13 protein-coding genes are annotated in these 13,632 nt (G+C 59.5%); 8 read left to right on the top strand and 5 right to left on the bottom strand.

Features of this window, described 5'->3' with window-relative positions:
* Positions 1–6: 6 nt before the first annotated feature.
* A complete protein-coding gene (locus tag G3M63_RS07515) occupies positions 7–1,044 on the bottom strand; it encodes a rod shape-determining protein (RefSeq protein ID WP_150301345.1) in 1,038 nt (345 codons plus the stop codon).
* 306 nt (positions 1,045–1,350) lie between these two features.
* Here G3M63_RS07515 and gatC point away from each other — a divergent pair, with 306 nt between their 5' ends.
* The 5 genes from gatC (at position 1,351) to G3M63_RS07490 (ending at position 7,324) form a co-directional block, all read left to right on the top strand.
* The gene (gatC, locus tag G3M63_RS07510) at positions 1,351–1,638 is read left to right on the top strand and encodes an Asp-tRNA(Asn)/Glu-tRNA(Gln) amidotransferase subunit GatC (protein WP_150301346.1); all 288 of its coding nucleotides are present in this window, start codon (positions 1,351–1,353) and stop codon (positions 1,636–1,638) included.
* Between the two features lie 27 nt (positions 1,639–1,665).
* Positions 1,666–3,117 (top strand): Asp-tRNA(Asn)/Glu-tRNA(Gln) amidotransferase subunit GatA, encoded by a 1,452-nt coding sequence (gene gatA, locus G3M63_RS07505; protein WP_163982387.1) that lies wholly within the window; start codon positions 1,666–1,668, stop codon positions 3,115–3,117.
* A gap of 78 nt (positions 3,118–3,195) precedes the next feature.
* Entirely contained in the window at positions 3,196–4,641 is a 1,446-nt protein-coding gene (gatB, locus tag G3M63_RS07500; RefSeq protein WP_163982385.1) for an Asp-tRNA(Asn)/Glu-tRNA(Gln) amidotransferase subunit GatB, read from the top strand.
* Positions 4,642–4,699: 58 nt separating this feature from the next.
* Complete coding sequence (locus tag G3M63_RS07495; protein ID WP_163982383.1) at positions 4,700–5,092, top strand: septal ring lytic transglycosylase RlpA family protein; 393 nt, start codon at positions 4,700–4,702, stop codon at positions 5,090–5,092.
* A 159-nt stretch (positions 5,093–5,251) separates the two neighbouring features.
* A complete protein-coding gene (locus tag G3M63_RS07490; RefSeq protein ID WP_150301349.1) occupies positions 5,252–7,324 on the top strand; it encodes a BCCT family transporter in 2,073 nt (690 codons plus the stop codon).
* A 94-nt stretch (positions 7,325–7,418) separates the two neighbouring features.
* On the opposite strand, the gene G3M63_RS07485 is transcribed toward G3M63_RS07490, so the two are convergent.
* Together G3M63_RS07485 and G3M63_RS07480 are read right to left on the bottom strand one after the other, a co-directional pair.
* Positions 7,419–8,003 (bottom strand): YajG family lipoprotein, encoded by a 585-nt coding sequence (locus G3M63_RS07485; RefSeq protein ID WP_163982382.1) that lies wholly within the window; start codon positions 8,001–8,003, stop codon positions 7,419–7,421.
* Between the two features lie 140 nt (positions 8,004–8,143).
* Positions 8,144–8,437, bottom strand: coding sequence for a PA4642 family protein (locus tag G3M63_RS07480; protein WP_163982380.1), 294 nt, complete (start codon positions 8,435–8,437; stop codon positions 8,144–8,146).
* Positions 8,438–8,697: 260 nt separating this feature from the next.
* Here G3M63_RS07480 and dauA point away from each other — a divergent pair, with 260 nt between their 5' ends.
* Positions 8,698–10,446 (top strand): C4-dicarboxylic acid transporter DauA, encoded by a 1,749-nt coding sequence (dauA, locus tag G3M63_RS07475; protein WP_163982378.1) that lies wholly within the window; start codon positions 8,698–8,700, stop codon positions 10,444–10,446.
* Positions 10,447–10,476: 30 nt separating this feature from the next.
* Here dauA and G3M63_RS07470 read toward each other — a convergent pair whose 3' ends face one another.
* Positions 10,477–11,034 carry a hypoxanthine-guanine phosphoribosyltransferase gene (locus G3M63_RS07470; protein WP_150301353.1) on the bottom strand — a complete coding sequence of 186 codons (558 nt, stop codon included), beginning with the start codon at positions 11,032–11,034 and terminating at the stop codon, positions 10,477–10,479.
* Positions 11,035–11,325: 291 nt separating this feature from the next.
* Here G3M63_RS07470 and upp point away from each other — a divergent pair, with 291 nt between their 5' ends.
* Together upp and G3M63_RS07460 are read left to right on the top strand one after the other, a co-directional pair.
* Positions 11,326–11,967 carry a uracil phosphoribosyltransferase gene (upp, locus tag G3M63_RS07465; protein WP_150301354.1) on the top strand — a complete coding sequence of 214 codons (642 nt, stop codon included), beginning with the start codon at positions 11,326–11,328 and terminating at the stop codon, positions 11,965–11,967.
* Positions 11,968–13,215, top strand: coding sequence for a uracil-xanthine permease family protein (locus tag G3M63_RS07460; protein WP_150301355.1), 1,248 nt, complete (start codon positions 11,968–11,970; stop codon positions 13,213–13,215).
* Positions 13,216–13,227: 12 nt separating this feature from the next.
* On the opposite strand, the gene G3M63_RS07455 is transcribed toward G3M63_RS07460, so the two are convergent.
* Positions 13,228–13,626: a type IV pilin protein gene (locus G3M63_RS07455; protein ID WP_163982376.1), complete on the bottom strand. Its 399-nt coding sequence runs from the start codon at positions 13,624–13,626 to the stop codon at positions 13,228–13,230.
* Positions 13,627–13,632: the final 6 nt, after the last annotated feature.

Below are 13,632 nucleotides of genomic sequence, written 5' to 3'. Positions count from 1 at the left end.
GTCGGTTTACTCGGTGGAGAGCAAGTCCATATTGTGGCGGTCCATCATCTCCAGCGCCTTGCCACCGCCACGTGCGACGCAGGTCAGCGGCTCTTCGGCGATGATCACCGGCAGACCGGTTTCCTGGGTCAGCAGTTTGTCGAGGTCACGCAGCAGCGCGCCGCCACCGGTGATGATCAAGCCGCGCTCGGCGATGTCAGACGCCAGTTCTGGCGGAGACTGCTCAAGTGCGCTTTTCACTGCCTGAACGATGGTCGCCAGGGACTCCTGCAAGGCCTCGAGCACTTCATTGGAGTTCAGCGTGAAGGCGCGTGGCACGCCCTCGGCCAGATTGCGGCCACGCACGTCCACCTCAAGAATTTCACCGCCAGGGAAGGCAACGCCGATTTCCTGCTTGATGCGCTCGGCCGTGGCTTCGCCGATCAGGCTGCCGTAATTGCGACGGACGTAGGTCACAATGGCTTCGTCGAAGCGATCACCGCCGACGCGGACCGATTCGGCGTACACCACGCCATTCAGCGAGATCAGGGCGATTTCAGTGGTACCGCCGCCGATGTCGACGACCATGGAACCGTGCGCTTCCTCAACCGGCAAGCCGGCACCGATCGCTGCGGCCATGGGTTCCTCGATCAGGAACACTTCACGTGCGCCAGCACCCAGCGCCGATTCGCGAATAGCGCGACGCTCGACCTGGGTGGACTTGACCGGAACACAGATCAGCACGCGCGGGCTCGGCTGGATGAAGCTGTTTTCGTGCACCTTGTTGATGAAGTACTGCAGCATCTTTTCGCAGACGCTGAAGTCGGCGATGACGCCGTCCTTCATCGGACGGATTGCCTGAATGTTGCCGGGGGTGCGGCCGAGCATGCGTTTGGCTTCCGTGCCGACGGCTACAACACTTTTCTGATTTCCATGGGTGCGGATGGCCACGACGGATGGCTCATCCAGTACAATGCCGCGGTCACGAACATATATCAGTGTATTGGCAGTGCCCAGGTCAATGGACAAATCACTGGAAAACATGCCGCGTATTTTTTTGAACATGCGTTGAATATACCCCGGTGCGGGTGGGTTAAATGTAAAAGAAGTACTGACAAGTTGCCTGGGCCCACGGCAAACGCCCACTGGCCTGAAGTTGAACGGCCTCCCGGCGACAGGACAAATATGAACTGACAAGCCAACTGGTCGGTACTTCCTGAAGTGTCGCAACTCTAACAACGGCGGGGTTTTTGGGCAAGGCGCGTCTATGGTAAATTCGCCGCTTTGTCCGGGCTCGGCTACAGCCATTCACAGATTGGCGCATCGGCCCTATTGCGCCGGTCCGCGCCCAGGTTTCACGGAGAACAGAACATGGCACTAGAACGTAAAGAGGTGGAGAACGTCGCCCATCTTGCCCGTATCGCCATTGACGACGCGGATGCCACTGCGTTTACCGCCAAACTGGCCGGCGTCATGGATCTGATCGATCGCATGCAGGAGGTGAATACCGACGGCGTTGCCCCGCTGGCCCACCCGCTGGAAACCACTCAGCGCCTGCGCCCGGATGCGGTCACCGAGACCAACCAGCGTGACGCCTACCAGGCCATTGCCCCCGCTACCGAAGACGGCCTGTATCTGGTCCCTCAGGTGATCGAATAACCGCCGCGCCCCCGGAGAACACCTTTCATGCACGAGAAATCCCTGGCCGAGTTATCACAGGCCCTGCAGAGCAAGTCGATCTCAAGCGTCGAGCTGACCCAGCATTATCTTGATCGTATCGCGCGGTTCGATAGCACTCTTAATAGTTACATTACCGTTACCCCCGAACTGGCGCTGGAACAGGCGCGCGCGGCGGATGCCCGCCTCGCCGCCGGTAATGCCGGCCCGCTCACCGGCATACCGCTGGCGCACAAGGACCTGTTCTGCACCCAGGGCGTGCGCACCAGCTGCGGCTCGAAGATGCTCGACAATTTCATCGCGCCCTACGAATCCACCGTGACTTCGCGCTTTCTCGATGCTGGTACGGTCATGCTCGGCAAGACCAACATGGATGAGTTCGCCATGGGCTCGTCCAGCGAATCCAGCTATTACGGTCCGACCCGCAACCCCTGGGATACCGACCGCGTACCCGGCGGCTCCTCCGGCGGCTCGGCCTCTGCAGTGGCGGCACGCCTGTGCGCGGCAGCGACCGGCACCGATACCGGTGGCTCGATTCGCCAGCCCGCCGGCTTTACTGCATTGACCGGCCTCAAGCCGACCTACGGCCGCGTCTCGCGCTGGGGCATGATTGCCTATGCCTCAAGCCTCGACCAGGGCGGCCCGATGGCACGCACCGCGGAGGACTGCGCGTTGATGATGCAGGTCATGGCTGGCTTTGACGAAAAAGATTCCACCAGCGTCGACGAGCCAGTCGCCGACTATTCCGCCAGCCTGAATGACTCGCTCAAGGGTCTGCGCATCGGCCTGCCGAAGGAATACTTCGCCGGTGGCCTGGATGCCGCCACCGCCGAGGCCATTCAACAGGCGGTCAAGGAGTTCGAAGCCCTGGGCGCAGAAATTCGCGAGATCAGCCTGCCCAACGCCGAACTGGCCATTCCGGCCTATTACGTCATCGCGCCGGCAGAAGCCTCCTCGAACCTGTCGCGCTTCGATGGCGTGCGTTTCGGTTACCGCTGCGAGAATCCCGCCGATCTCACCGATCTGTACAAGCGTTCGCGCAGCGAAGGCTTCGGCAACGAGGTGAAGCGGCGCATCATGGTCGGCGCCTATGCGCTGTCTGCTGGCTATTACGATGCCTATTACCTCAAGGCGCAGAAAATCCGACGGCTGATCAAGACTGACTTCATGGCCGCCTATGAGCAGGTCGACGTCATTCTCTGCCCGACCTCACCGACGCCGGCGTTCCGCATTGGCGAGAAAATCGACGACCCGGTCAGCCTGTACCTCACTGACATCTACACCATCACCGCCAACCTGGCTGGGGTGCCTGGCATCGCTTTGCCCGCCGGTTTCGCCAATGGCTTGCCGCTGGGCATGCAGTTGCTCGGCCCGTATTTCAGCGAAGCGCGCCTGCTAAACATTGCGCACCAGTACCAGCAGGTCACCGACTGGCACACCCGCGCACCGCAAGGTTATTGAGTTATGGCGGAGCCGGGTTGCCTTGGTCCCCGCCAGGAGCGGCAACCGGCGCCACGGAATTTCTGAGGAATATTAAAGATGCAATGGGAAATCGTTATCGGGCTGGAGATTCACGCTCAGCTCACTACCGCCTCGAAGATCTTCTCGGGTAGCTCGACCACCTTCGGCGCCGAACCCAACGTGCAGGCCAGCCTGGTAGACCTGGGCATGCCCGGCACCCTGCCGGTATTGAACCAGCAGGCGGTCCGCAATGCGGTCAAGTTCGGCCTGGCGATCAATGCCGAGATCGGCATGACCAACGTGTTCGCGCGTAAGAACTACTTCTACCCCGACCTGCCCAAGGGTTATCAGATCAGCCAGATGGATCTGCCCATCGTCGGCAAGGGATTTCTCGACATCACCCTGGACGATGGCAGCATCAAGCGCGTCGGCGTCACCCGCGCGCACCTGGAAGAAGACGCCGGCAAGAGTCTGCATGAAGACTTCCAGGGCATGAGCGGCATCGACCTCAACCGCGCCGGCACACCCTTGCTGGAGATCGTTTCCGAACCCGATATGCGCAGCGCCAAGGAAGCCGTCGCCTACGCCCGCACTATTCACTCGCTGGTGCGCTACCTGGGTATCTGCGACGGCAACATGGCCGAAGGCTCGCTGCGCTGTGATTGCAACGTCTCCATACGCCCCAAAGGGCAGGAAGAATTCGGTACACGTTGCGAGATCAAGAACGTCAACTCGTTCCGCTTCATCGAGAAGGCCATCAATACCGAGGTGCAGCGCCAGATCGAGCTGATCGAGGACGGCGGCACGGTCATCCAGGAAACCCGACTGTATGACCCGAACAAGGACGAAACGCGCTCCATACGCAGCAAGGAAGAAGCCAACGATTACCGCTACTTCCCGGATCCCGACCTGTTGCCTGTGGTGATCGAGCCCGCCTTTATCGAAGAAGTGCGCGGCGAGCTGCCGGAGCTGCCGCAGCAGAAGCGTGAGCGTTTCCAGAGCGAGTTTGGTCTGTCGGTTTACGACGCCAGCGTGCTGTCTGCCAGCCGGGAAATGGCCGATTATTTCGAGGAAGTCCAGCGCGTCTGTGGCGATGCCAAGCTGGCTGCCAACTGGGTCATGGGCGAACTATCCAGCCTGCTCAACAAGGAAGGTCTCGAAATCGATCAGACGCCGGTCAGCGCCAGCCAGCTGGGCGGCATGATTCTGCGCATCAAGGACAACACCATTTCCGGCAAGATCGCCAAGATGGTCTTTGAAGCGATGGCCAAGGGTGAAGGCGATGCGGATCAGATCATCGAAGCCAAGGGCTTGAAGCAGGTCACCGACAGCGGCGCGATCGAAGCCATGCTCGACGAAGTGCTGGCCGCCAATGCCGAGCAGGTGGAGCAGTATCGCGCCAGCGATGAAGCCAAGCGCGGCAAGATGTTCGGGTTCTTTGTCGGCCAGGCCATGAAGGCTTCGAAGGGCAAGGCCAACCCGCAACAGGTCAATCAATTGTTGAAGCAGAAGCTCGATGACTGAGGGCAGGTCGGCACTCCTGCACAGGAGTGCCGGGCGGTCCCGCTGCGGTACGCCAGCCATGCGCCGATTTCTCGCGGCGCTTGTGCTGATTCCCGCGGTTGCCTGCGCCAGCAACGGGCCGCTCGAGGACGCTTCGCCCAGCAGCCTCGACAGTTATACCGAAACAGGCAGAGCCTCCTATTACTCCTCCCAGCTGCATGGCCGGCGTACCGCCAGCGGCGCCATCTACGACCAGACCCGACTGACCGCGGCCCACCCGACCCTGCCGTTCGGCACCCTCGTTTGCGTCACCAATCGACAGAACCAGCGCAGCGTAATGGTGGAAATCACCGACCGCGGCCCCTATAGCGGTAAGCGGGTGATCGACCTGTCGCTGCGGGCAGCCAGGGAAATCGGCATGACCAAGGCAGGGACAGTCCGGGTCAAGATTGAAACCTGTGAAGAGTCCTGATTAGCCGCTGCCAGTATCGCCGGAAGCACCCGCTATACTCACTTGCACTCGCGCACCGACGGCTTTCTGAACGTCTGATGCCGCTTGGCTGTCACAAATCACGAGAGGATTACGTATCGCGCGCTCACCCTTCCGAATTGACTACAAGGAAAAACTCCAATGAAGGCTGAACAATCCGCCTGGAAGTCGACCATCCTTTTCCCCGTTTTCATACCCGCCGTGGTCGTGACCCTGTTACTGGTAATCGGCACCGTCAGCAACCCGGACCTGGCAGGCGACGCCTTCGCCGCAACCCTGACGTATATCAACACCACCTTTGGCTGGTTCTATATGCTCTCGGTTGCCTGTTTCCTGGTATTTATCACGGCGATCGCATTCAGCAACTGGGGGCATATCAAACTGGGCCCCGACCATGCTGAGCCGCAATACAGCTTCCCGGCCTGGTTCGCCATGCTGTTTTCAGCCGGCTACGGTATTGCCCTGTTGTTCTTCGGTGTGGCCGAACCGGTGCTGCACTATGCCTCGCCCCCGGCGGGCGCGGCGGAAACGGTTGATGCAGCCAAGCAAGCCCTTCAGATCGCCTTCTTCCACTGGGGCTTTCATATCTGGGCGATTTACGGCCTGGTTGGCCTGGTTCTGGCGTACTTCGCCTTCCGTCATGGCTTGCCACTGTCCATGCGATCGGCCCTGTACCCGCTGATTGGTGAGCGCATCCATGGCCCGATCGGCCACACCGTGGACGTGTTCGCCATTCTGGGCACGCTGTTCGGCATCGCCACCACGCTGGGGCTGTCGGTCACGCAGATTAACGCAGGGATGAATTATCTCTGGCCGGAGGTACCGGTATCCATCACGGTACAGATCATCACCATTGCGGTGATTACCATGCTGGCGCTGATCTCGGTGGTAGCGGGCCTCGACAAGGGCGTAAAAAACCTCTCAATATTGAATATGGTGCTGGCCGTTGCCCTGATGATTTTCGTTTTTCTGGTTGGCCCTTCGGTGTTTATCCTGGAAACCTTCCTGCAGAACACCGGCAGCTACCTGAATAACATTATCGAGCGAACCTTCAATCTTCAGGCCTATACGCGCTCTGACTGGATCGGCAACTGGACGCTGTTTATCTTCGGCTGGACCATTGCCTGGGCGCCCTTTGTCGGGTTGTTTATCGCCAAGATCAGCCGCGGACGTACCATCCGCCAGTTCGTAGTAGGCGTCATGCTGGTGCCGAGTATTTTCACCTTCATGTGGTTCTCCATCTTCGGCGACACCGCATTGCACCTGATCATGAACGAGGGCTACACGGCGTTGATCACGGAAGTACAGAACGATAACGCGATCGCGCTGTTCAAGTTGTTCGAGCGTCTGCCGTTCACCTCGATTGTGTCTTTCCTGACGGTACTGCTGATCATCACCTTCTTCGTTACCTCCTCGGACTCGGGATCCCTGGTGATCGACTCGCTGGCATCCGGCGGCGTGCTCGCGACCCCGGCCTGGCAACGGGCGTTCTGGGCCATTCTGGAAGGTGCGGTGGCAGCTACCCTGCTTCTGGCGGGCGGCTTGAGCGCATTGCAGACCATGACCATCGCCAGCGCCTTGCCCTTTGCCATCATCATGCTGATATCCGCTGTGGGAATGTGGCGGGCGTTGGTGATCGAGGGACACCGCGACCAGAGCCTGATCCATCACATGCAAACCAGCCGGCATTCACAGGGCAATAGGGCCTCGTTGTGGAAGAAGCGTGTCGCGGGGATCGTCAATTTCCCCGAGAAGAACGAGGTCGAGCAGTTCATCGCGCAAACGGTGTTCCCAGCCATGCAACGGCTGGCCAGCAATCTGGCCGACCAGGGCTGGCCAGCCGAAGCGAACCACGATTCCGATTTGGGACGTGCCTATATTGAAGTCGTCAAGCCAGGCCAGACCGATTTCATCTATGAGATCCGCATCCGTGAATATGCTCGCCCGGACTATGCTTTTCCTGAAGTAGCCGCCACGGATAGCGCCCTCGAAGCGCACTACTACCGCGCCGAGGTCTTCCTCCGTCGCGGCGGGCAGACCTACGATATTTACGGTTACGATCAGCAGGAAATAATCGGCGACATTCTCGATCACTTCGAGCGCTACCTGCACTTCCTGCATATCTCGCCCGGCTCACTGCCCTGGAACATGGCTGAGCACGACGTGATGCTCCAGCCATCTCCGACCATGACGCCGCCACCCGAGAAGGGGTAAGCGGGCCGTTGGAAGCCACCCACAAAAAAGCCAGACCTCAGGGTCTGGCTTTTTTGTTCACGCCGTTAATCAGGCCTGTCTACGGGGAGAGACCCTAGCGCTGAAGAACGCGGACGATTTCCTGATCGCGGAACACCCGCGACAAGGCATCGCTCAGCACTTCGGAAACCAGCTTGGTATTGGTAGCCTGATTAGGTGCGTAACCGAAACGATGCTGGGCAGATGCGCTGTAGCGTCCGTTGTAGACCTGATCGCCACCCCGCGCCTCAGCAGTGAACACTGCACCGATGTCAGCCTGGGTGACATAAGCCCCGTCGCTGGGTGAGCGGTAGCTAAGCTCGGCGAGGTTGACTGTCAGGTTATTGGCACCGGCTGAACCGGGTTGAACCACGACGAACCCCAGCTGGCGTAGCGATTGTTCGACTTCCTGACGGATGGCAGGGATCGACTTGTCACTCAGGGTCAGGTTACTGGAATTGGGATAAATACCGCCGCGCGTGCCGAGCACAGTGGAAGACCGCGTGTCTTGCACAGTAACCGCCACCGGCTGATTGCCTGCAACGGGATTCAGGGCGACCTGAACCCTGGGCTGCACGCTGAGCTGCTGTGGACTATGGGCGCAGCCCACCAACGTCAGAGCCAGAGCGAATACAGCCAGCATACCCACAGGTTTCAACATGACACGGCACTCCTCAAATTCGATTGTTGATGTCCCGGGCGGCGGTCAGCCTGGTTGCTACGCCGGGGTTCACAGCATAGCTGATGACCATCGCCAGTGGCAGACTGACAGCACGACAAACCCGACCTGAAAAACAGCTTTTACCGCGCGCCAGCAGCCTCGAGGGCGACAATGTAATCCTCAGCCTGGGCGTGATCGCGCAGCGTACTGAGAAAAGTCCGACCCTGTGCGTCGGTGGCATTGATGTCATAACCTTCAGCGCGAAACATCTCCAGAAAGCGCTGAAAATCCTCCGCCCGCAAACCACGATACGCTTTGGTCAGGATATGCAGTTCCACCGACTCATTGGTATCGAATGGCCTTGCCTGTAAAAAAACCGCAACCTGTTCGTCTGTAATCGGTTCACCGACTACCTTCTGCTTGTCTTTACGCACGGAAACCTCGTTGCACAGTGTTCAGGGAGCGCAATTGTAACCAGACCAACCAGCCCCCACCAGCATCGTCCTGCCGCAACAGGGCTCGCTCGCCAATATTGTGCCTGAGCAGGAACGCGGCCCTGCGGTAAATCCGCACATCCCTGGCGCTTTGCTCCAGACAGAGCCCCGGAAGAGTATGCTATGAGTGCTTCCTGGCTAAAAGGATGAACTTTGATCAGAGCTGCTCCAAGCACCGATCAGGCACGACAGGACATTTTATGGCTCGCACTGGTTCAGGCCGCCTGCCCCTCTTCGCGGCGATGCGCGAAAGCATCAAACAGGGATATACCCTCCAGACGCTACGCGGCGACCTGCTCGCCGGCGTCACCGTCGGCATCATAGCCATTCCGCTGGGCATGGCCTTGGCCATCGCCGTGGGCGTTGCTCCGCAACACGGGCTTTACACCGGCATTATCGGCGGGCTGATCATTGCGCTGACCGGCGGCTCGCGATTCAACATTTCAGGCCCTACCGCCGCCTTCGTGGTGATTCTGTTGCCCATCACCCAGCAGTACGGGATGGGGGGGCTTCTGGTGGTCAGTGCCCTGTCCGGGCTGATCCTGCTTGCGCTGGGGCTGGCGCGAATGGGCAGCCTGATCCAGGTGGTGCCCTATCCGGTGGTAATGGGCTTCACCGCAGGCATTGGCGTGGTCATCGCCACCTTGCAGATCAAGGACTTCTTCGGCCTGCAGAGCGTTGGTCAGCACGAAAGCTACGTCGATCAACTGCAGGCGCTGGTGCAGGCACTCCCGAGTATCCAGACCGGCGACACCCTGGTCGGCATCGTTACGCTTGGAGTACTGATACTCTGGCCCCGCGTGACACGCAAGATCCCCGGTCATCTGGTCGCTTTGCTGGCCGGTGCGTTGCTCGCGCTTGGGCTGATGCGTTTCGGTCTATCAGTGGACACCCTCGGTTCACGCTTCAGTTATGTGACGGACGGAGTAACCCACGCGGGCATCCCGCCCATCGCCCCGCATTGGGTCTTGCCCTGGACCTTACCCGGCGCAGACGGCCAGCCGCTAGCGGTGGATTTCAATCTGCTGCGGGAGTTATTGCCCGCAGCGCTCGCGGTTGCCATGCTCGGTGCCATCGAGTCCCTGCTATGCGCGCTGGTCGCCGACGGCATGGCCAATACCCGCCATGACCCCAATGCCGAATTGATGGGCCAGGGGCTGGGTAATCTGATCGTGCCCTTCTTCGGCGGCATCACCGCGACAGCGGCTATCGCGCGGACCGCAACCAGCGTCCGCTCCGGGGCGCGTACGCCGATGGCGGCGGTATTCCATGCATTGGTCATTCTGCTTGCCGTAGTGTTGCTGGCCGACCTGTTCGCTTATCTGCCGATGGCTTCGCTGGCGGCAATGCTGCTGATCGTGGCATGGAACATGAGCGAGGCGCCCCACGTAATGCACATGCTGCGTATCGGGCCGCGCCAGGATGTCTGGGTCTTGATCATCTGTCTGGTGCTGACCGTGCTGTTTGATATGGTCCTGGCTGTTGGCGTCGGTCTGCTGCTGGCATCGGTGCTGTTCATCAAACGCATGGCGGACCTGAGTCAGGGCAGCAAGAAACCGATACACAGCGATGCAGCACTGGCCGCACTGCCGGAAAGCGTTGCGCTCTATCAAATCAACGGTCCGCTGTTCTTTGCCGCCGCGGACAAGGCACTGAACGCCCTGAATCGGTACGACGAAGCAATTCGTTATCTCGCTATCGATATGCAGACGGTACCGAGCATGGACATGAGCGCGCTGGTGATCTTGCAGAAGGCGCTGCAGGATCTTGAGAAACGCGGGATTCAGGTCTATCTGATCGGCGTGAAAGCGCCGCTGAGGCTCAAGTTGAAGCGGGCAGGCATGGGAGCGAGACGTGGTAGCCGGCGCTTTGTGGCCAGGCCGACAGAGGCGGCCCGATATATCCGTGAGGAACTGGCCGAACAAGCGCAGGAATCAGCGACCGCCTGAGCAAAGACGGTCGCTAGGGTATCAATGGTATCAATGGCCTTTGAGGGCGAAGATACCCGGCGCGTTGCGCCAGTAACCCTTGTAATCCAGACCAAAACCGAAGATGTAACGGTCTTCTACGTCCATACCGGTGAAGTCGGCGCGCATACCAGGGTACGCCTTGCGATCGTGCTTCTTGTCCAACAGCACCGCCGTCAGCACTTCACCAGCGCCAGCGTCGCGGCAGTATTCAACAATCGCCGCGAGGGTATGCCCCTCATCGAGAATATCGTCCAGAATCAGTACCGTGCGGTCGACCAGCGAATGTTCGGCGCGGGCTTTCCAGAACAACTCACCGCCGCTCAGCTTGTTACGATAACGCGTCGCGTGCAGGTAACTCAGCTCCAGCGGAAAACTCAACCGGGTAGCCAGTTGACCGGCGATGATCAGGCCCCCGTTCATTACGCTGTAAACGATGGGATTGCTACCTGCCAGGCGAACGTTCATCTCCGCAGCCATATTATCCATGGCGGCCCGTACTTCAGCCTCGGTGAACAGACAATCGGCCTCAGCCATGACTTGCCTGATGTGTTCAAGATCGACGGACATTGCAATTCTCCGGGGGTACGAAAGGGGCGCAAAATACTGGTCCTGCAGGTTAAACGCAAGATAATTGCTCTCGTTTACTGCTCATCCGGACGCGTGGTTTCGCCGTGCGCAGGTTCGCCAGCCCTGCTCATCGCCGTCCCGCGTGAATATCAATCCAGGTCATGTTTAAGTCGCCAGGGCAGCCGAAACCAGGCATTGATGCGCCAACCACACTACCCTTCTGCTTGCGACCTTATGCACACAGACTCTAAGCTATAAAGCATCTTCCCTCCGCGTGCACGAGAGCCTTCCATGAAAGTCAAAGAGATCCGCCACCCGCTGATTCGCCACAAACTTGGGCTGATGCGCCGCGACGATATAAGCACCAAGAATTTCCGTGAGCTGGCCCAGGAGGTCGCCGCACTGCTGACCTACGAAGCCACGCAGGACATGCTGCTCGAGGAAGCGGTTATCCCCGGCTGGTGTGGTGATGTAACCGTGGAAAAACTGTCCGGCAAGAAAATCACTGTCGTGCCCATTCTGCGCGCCGGCATCGGCATGCTTGATGGCGTCCTGTCGCTGATACCCAGCGCCAGGGTCAGCGTAATCGGCCTGGCACGCAATGAAGAAACGCTGGAAGCCGATACCTATCTGGAAAAACTGGTGGGCGAACTGAATCAGCGTCGGGCGCTGATCATCGACCCCATGCTGGCCACTGGCGGCTCCATGGTTGCAACGATCGACCTGCTCAAACAAGCCGGTGCCAAGGAGATCCGCGCGCTGGTGCTGGTCGCTGCGCCGGAAGGCATCAAGCGTGTAAATGAGCTGCACCCGGATGTGGAAATATATACTGCCTCGATCGACCAGCGCTTGAACGAGCATGGCTACATCATTCCCGGTCTGGGCGATGCTGGCGACAAGATTTTCGGAACCAAGCAAAAGGATATTCATTAAATGCAGGGAGTTGAAACCAGCGGCTGGCGCACCGCGCTAGCTGGTTCGCAGATGCTGTTCGTGGCTTTTGGCGCCCTGGTGCTGATGCCATTGATCACCGGGATGGACCCCAGCGTAGCCTTGTTTACCGCTGGTATCGGCACCCTGATGTTCCAGTTCACCACCCACCGACAGATTCCGGTGTTCCTGGCGTCCAGCTTCGCTTTCATCGCACCCATTCTCTACAGCAACCAGACCTGGGGCTTGCCGGCAACGCTCGGCGGGCTGTTCGCAGCCGGGGTTGTCTATATCTTGCTGAGTCTGGCAGTCAGGCTGCGCGGCCCGGGATTTATCCAGAAATTGCTGCCGCCGGTGGTCGTCGGGCCGGTGATCATGGTGATTGGACTTGGACTGGCGTCGGTCGCGGTCAATATGGCGATGGGCAAGGCGGGAGATGGCAGCGCGGTACTGGTTGATTACCCGGTCGCCATCCTCATTTCCATGGCGTCTCTGGCGACCACTATTGCCGTGGCAGTGCTGGCCAAGGGAATCTTCCGGCTGGTGCCAATCCTTGCCGGCGTGCTGGTGGGCTACAGCCTGTCATGGCTATTTGGCGTGGTTGATTTCAGCACGGTCGGCGAGGCCAGCTGGTTTTCTGTTCCCCAGTTCGTAACACCTGAGTTCCAGCTTGCCGCGATTCTGTTCATGTTGCCGGTCGCGATCGCACCAGCCATCGAGCATATCGGCGATGTACTGGCGATCGGGTCGGTGACGGGCAAGGACTATCTGCGCAAACCCGGCCTGCAACGCACCCTGCTCGGCGACGGGATTGCCACGTCTGCGGCGGCCTGCCTCGGCGGCCCTCCGAATACAACCTACTCGGAAGTGACCGGGGCAGTGATGCTGACGCGCAATTTCAATCCGATGGTGATGATCTGGGCCGCGATTTTTGCAATCGGTCTGGCCTTTGTCAGCAAGTTCGGCGCGGTCCTGTTAAGCATGCCGGTGCCGGTCATGGGCGGCATTCTATGTCTGCTGTTCGGCTCGATTGCCGTGGTTGGCATGAATACCCTGATCCGCCACCAGGTTGATCTGTCGGAGCCGCGTAATCTGTGTATCGTCTCGGTAACACTGGTGTTCGGCATAGGCGGGTTGATCGTCGGCAGCGAGGAGATCAATCTGCAGGGCATCAGCCTGTGTGGCGTGGTTGCGATCATTCTCAACCAGCTGCTGCCGGGTTCTGCCAAGGGCACCCAGCCGGCTGCCTGAGCCTCTGGTTTTTCAGCGCCGCCAGCATTTGGCATCGGCTGGCGTGCGCTGCCCCACCTGATTGAGCGTATAGACCGCGCAGGCATCACCGTCGAGAATGCCACCTGAGACAGCCGTAGCAGTCAGCGTGTAGGTTTCCGCGCCCAACGCCGCACCGATCGTCGCCACTGCACTCCCACTGGCAGGACTCTGGGTACCAAGAGTCACCGTTCCCGAGTCATAGGCACCCTGGCGGGTGTAATGTCGCTCGAGCAGTTGTGCGTTCTCCAGCAGAACAGCTGTCACCTCTGCGCGCCGGGTCTGGCGGACGTGCTCCAGATACGATGGATAAGCGATAGCTGCCAGAATGCCAATAATGGCGACAACGATCATTACCTCGATCAAGGTAAAGCCAGGCGTTCTGTTCTTCATCTGTAC

The sequence above is a fragment of the Pseudomonas sp. OIL-1 genome, assembly GCF_010669185.1.
GTDB classification, from domain to species: Bacteria; Pseudomonadota; Gammaproteobacteria; order Pseudomonadales; family Pseudomonadaceae; genus Halopseudomonas; species Halopseudomonas profundi.
The sequence above is the reverse complement of the archived record's forward strand: the minus strand, read 5'-3'. Positions and strand labels throughout refer to the sequence as shown.

Coding starts and splice junctions, on each gene's coding strand:
- gatA (WP_163982387.1), top strand. CDS start 1,666: ATGCACGAGAAATCCCTGGCCGAGTTATCACAGGCCCTGCAGAGCAAG.
- G3M63_RS07515 (WP_150301345.1), bottom strand. CDS start 1,044: ATGTTCAAAAAAATACGCGGCATGTTTTCCAGTGATTTGTCCATTGAC.
- G3M63_RS07490 (WP_150301349.1), top strand. CDS start 5,252: ATGAAGGCTGAACAATCCGCCTGGAAGTCGACCATCCTTTTCCCCGTT.
- gatB (WP_163982385.1), top strand. CDS start 3,196: ATGCAATGGGAAATCGTTATCGGGCTGGAGATTCACGCTCAGCTCACT.
- gatC (WP_150301346.1), top strand. CDS start 1,351: ATGGCACTAGAACGTAAAGAGGTGGAGAACGTCGCCCATCTTGCCCGT.
- dauA (WP_163982378.1), top strand. CDS start 8,698: ATGGCTCGCACTGGTTCAGGCCGCCTGCCCCTCTTCGCGGCGATGCGC.
- G3M63_RS07455 (WP_163982376.1), bottom strand. CDS start 13,626: ATGAAGAACAGAACGCCTGGCTTTACCTTGATCGAGGTAATGATCGTT.
- G3M63_RS07495 (WP_163982383.1), top strand. CDS start 4,700: ATGCGCCGATTTCTCGCGGCGCTTGTGCTGATTCCCGCGGTTGCCTGC.
- G3M63_RS07485 (WP_163982382.1), bottom strand. CDS start 8,003: ATGTTGAAACCTGTGGGTATGCTGGCTGTATTCGCTCTGGCTCTGACG.
- G3M63_RS07470 (WP_150301353.1), bottom strand. CDS start 11,034: ATGTCCGTCGATCTTGAACACATCAGGCAAGTCATGGCTGAGGCCGAT.
- upp (WP_150301354.1), top strand. CDS start 11,326: ATGAAAGTCAAAGAGATCCGCCACCCGCTGATTCGCCACAAACTTGGG.
- G3M63_RS07460 (WP_150301355.1), top strand. CDS start 11,968: ATGCAGGGAGTTGAAACCAGCGGCTGGCGCACCGCGCTAGCTGGTTCG.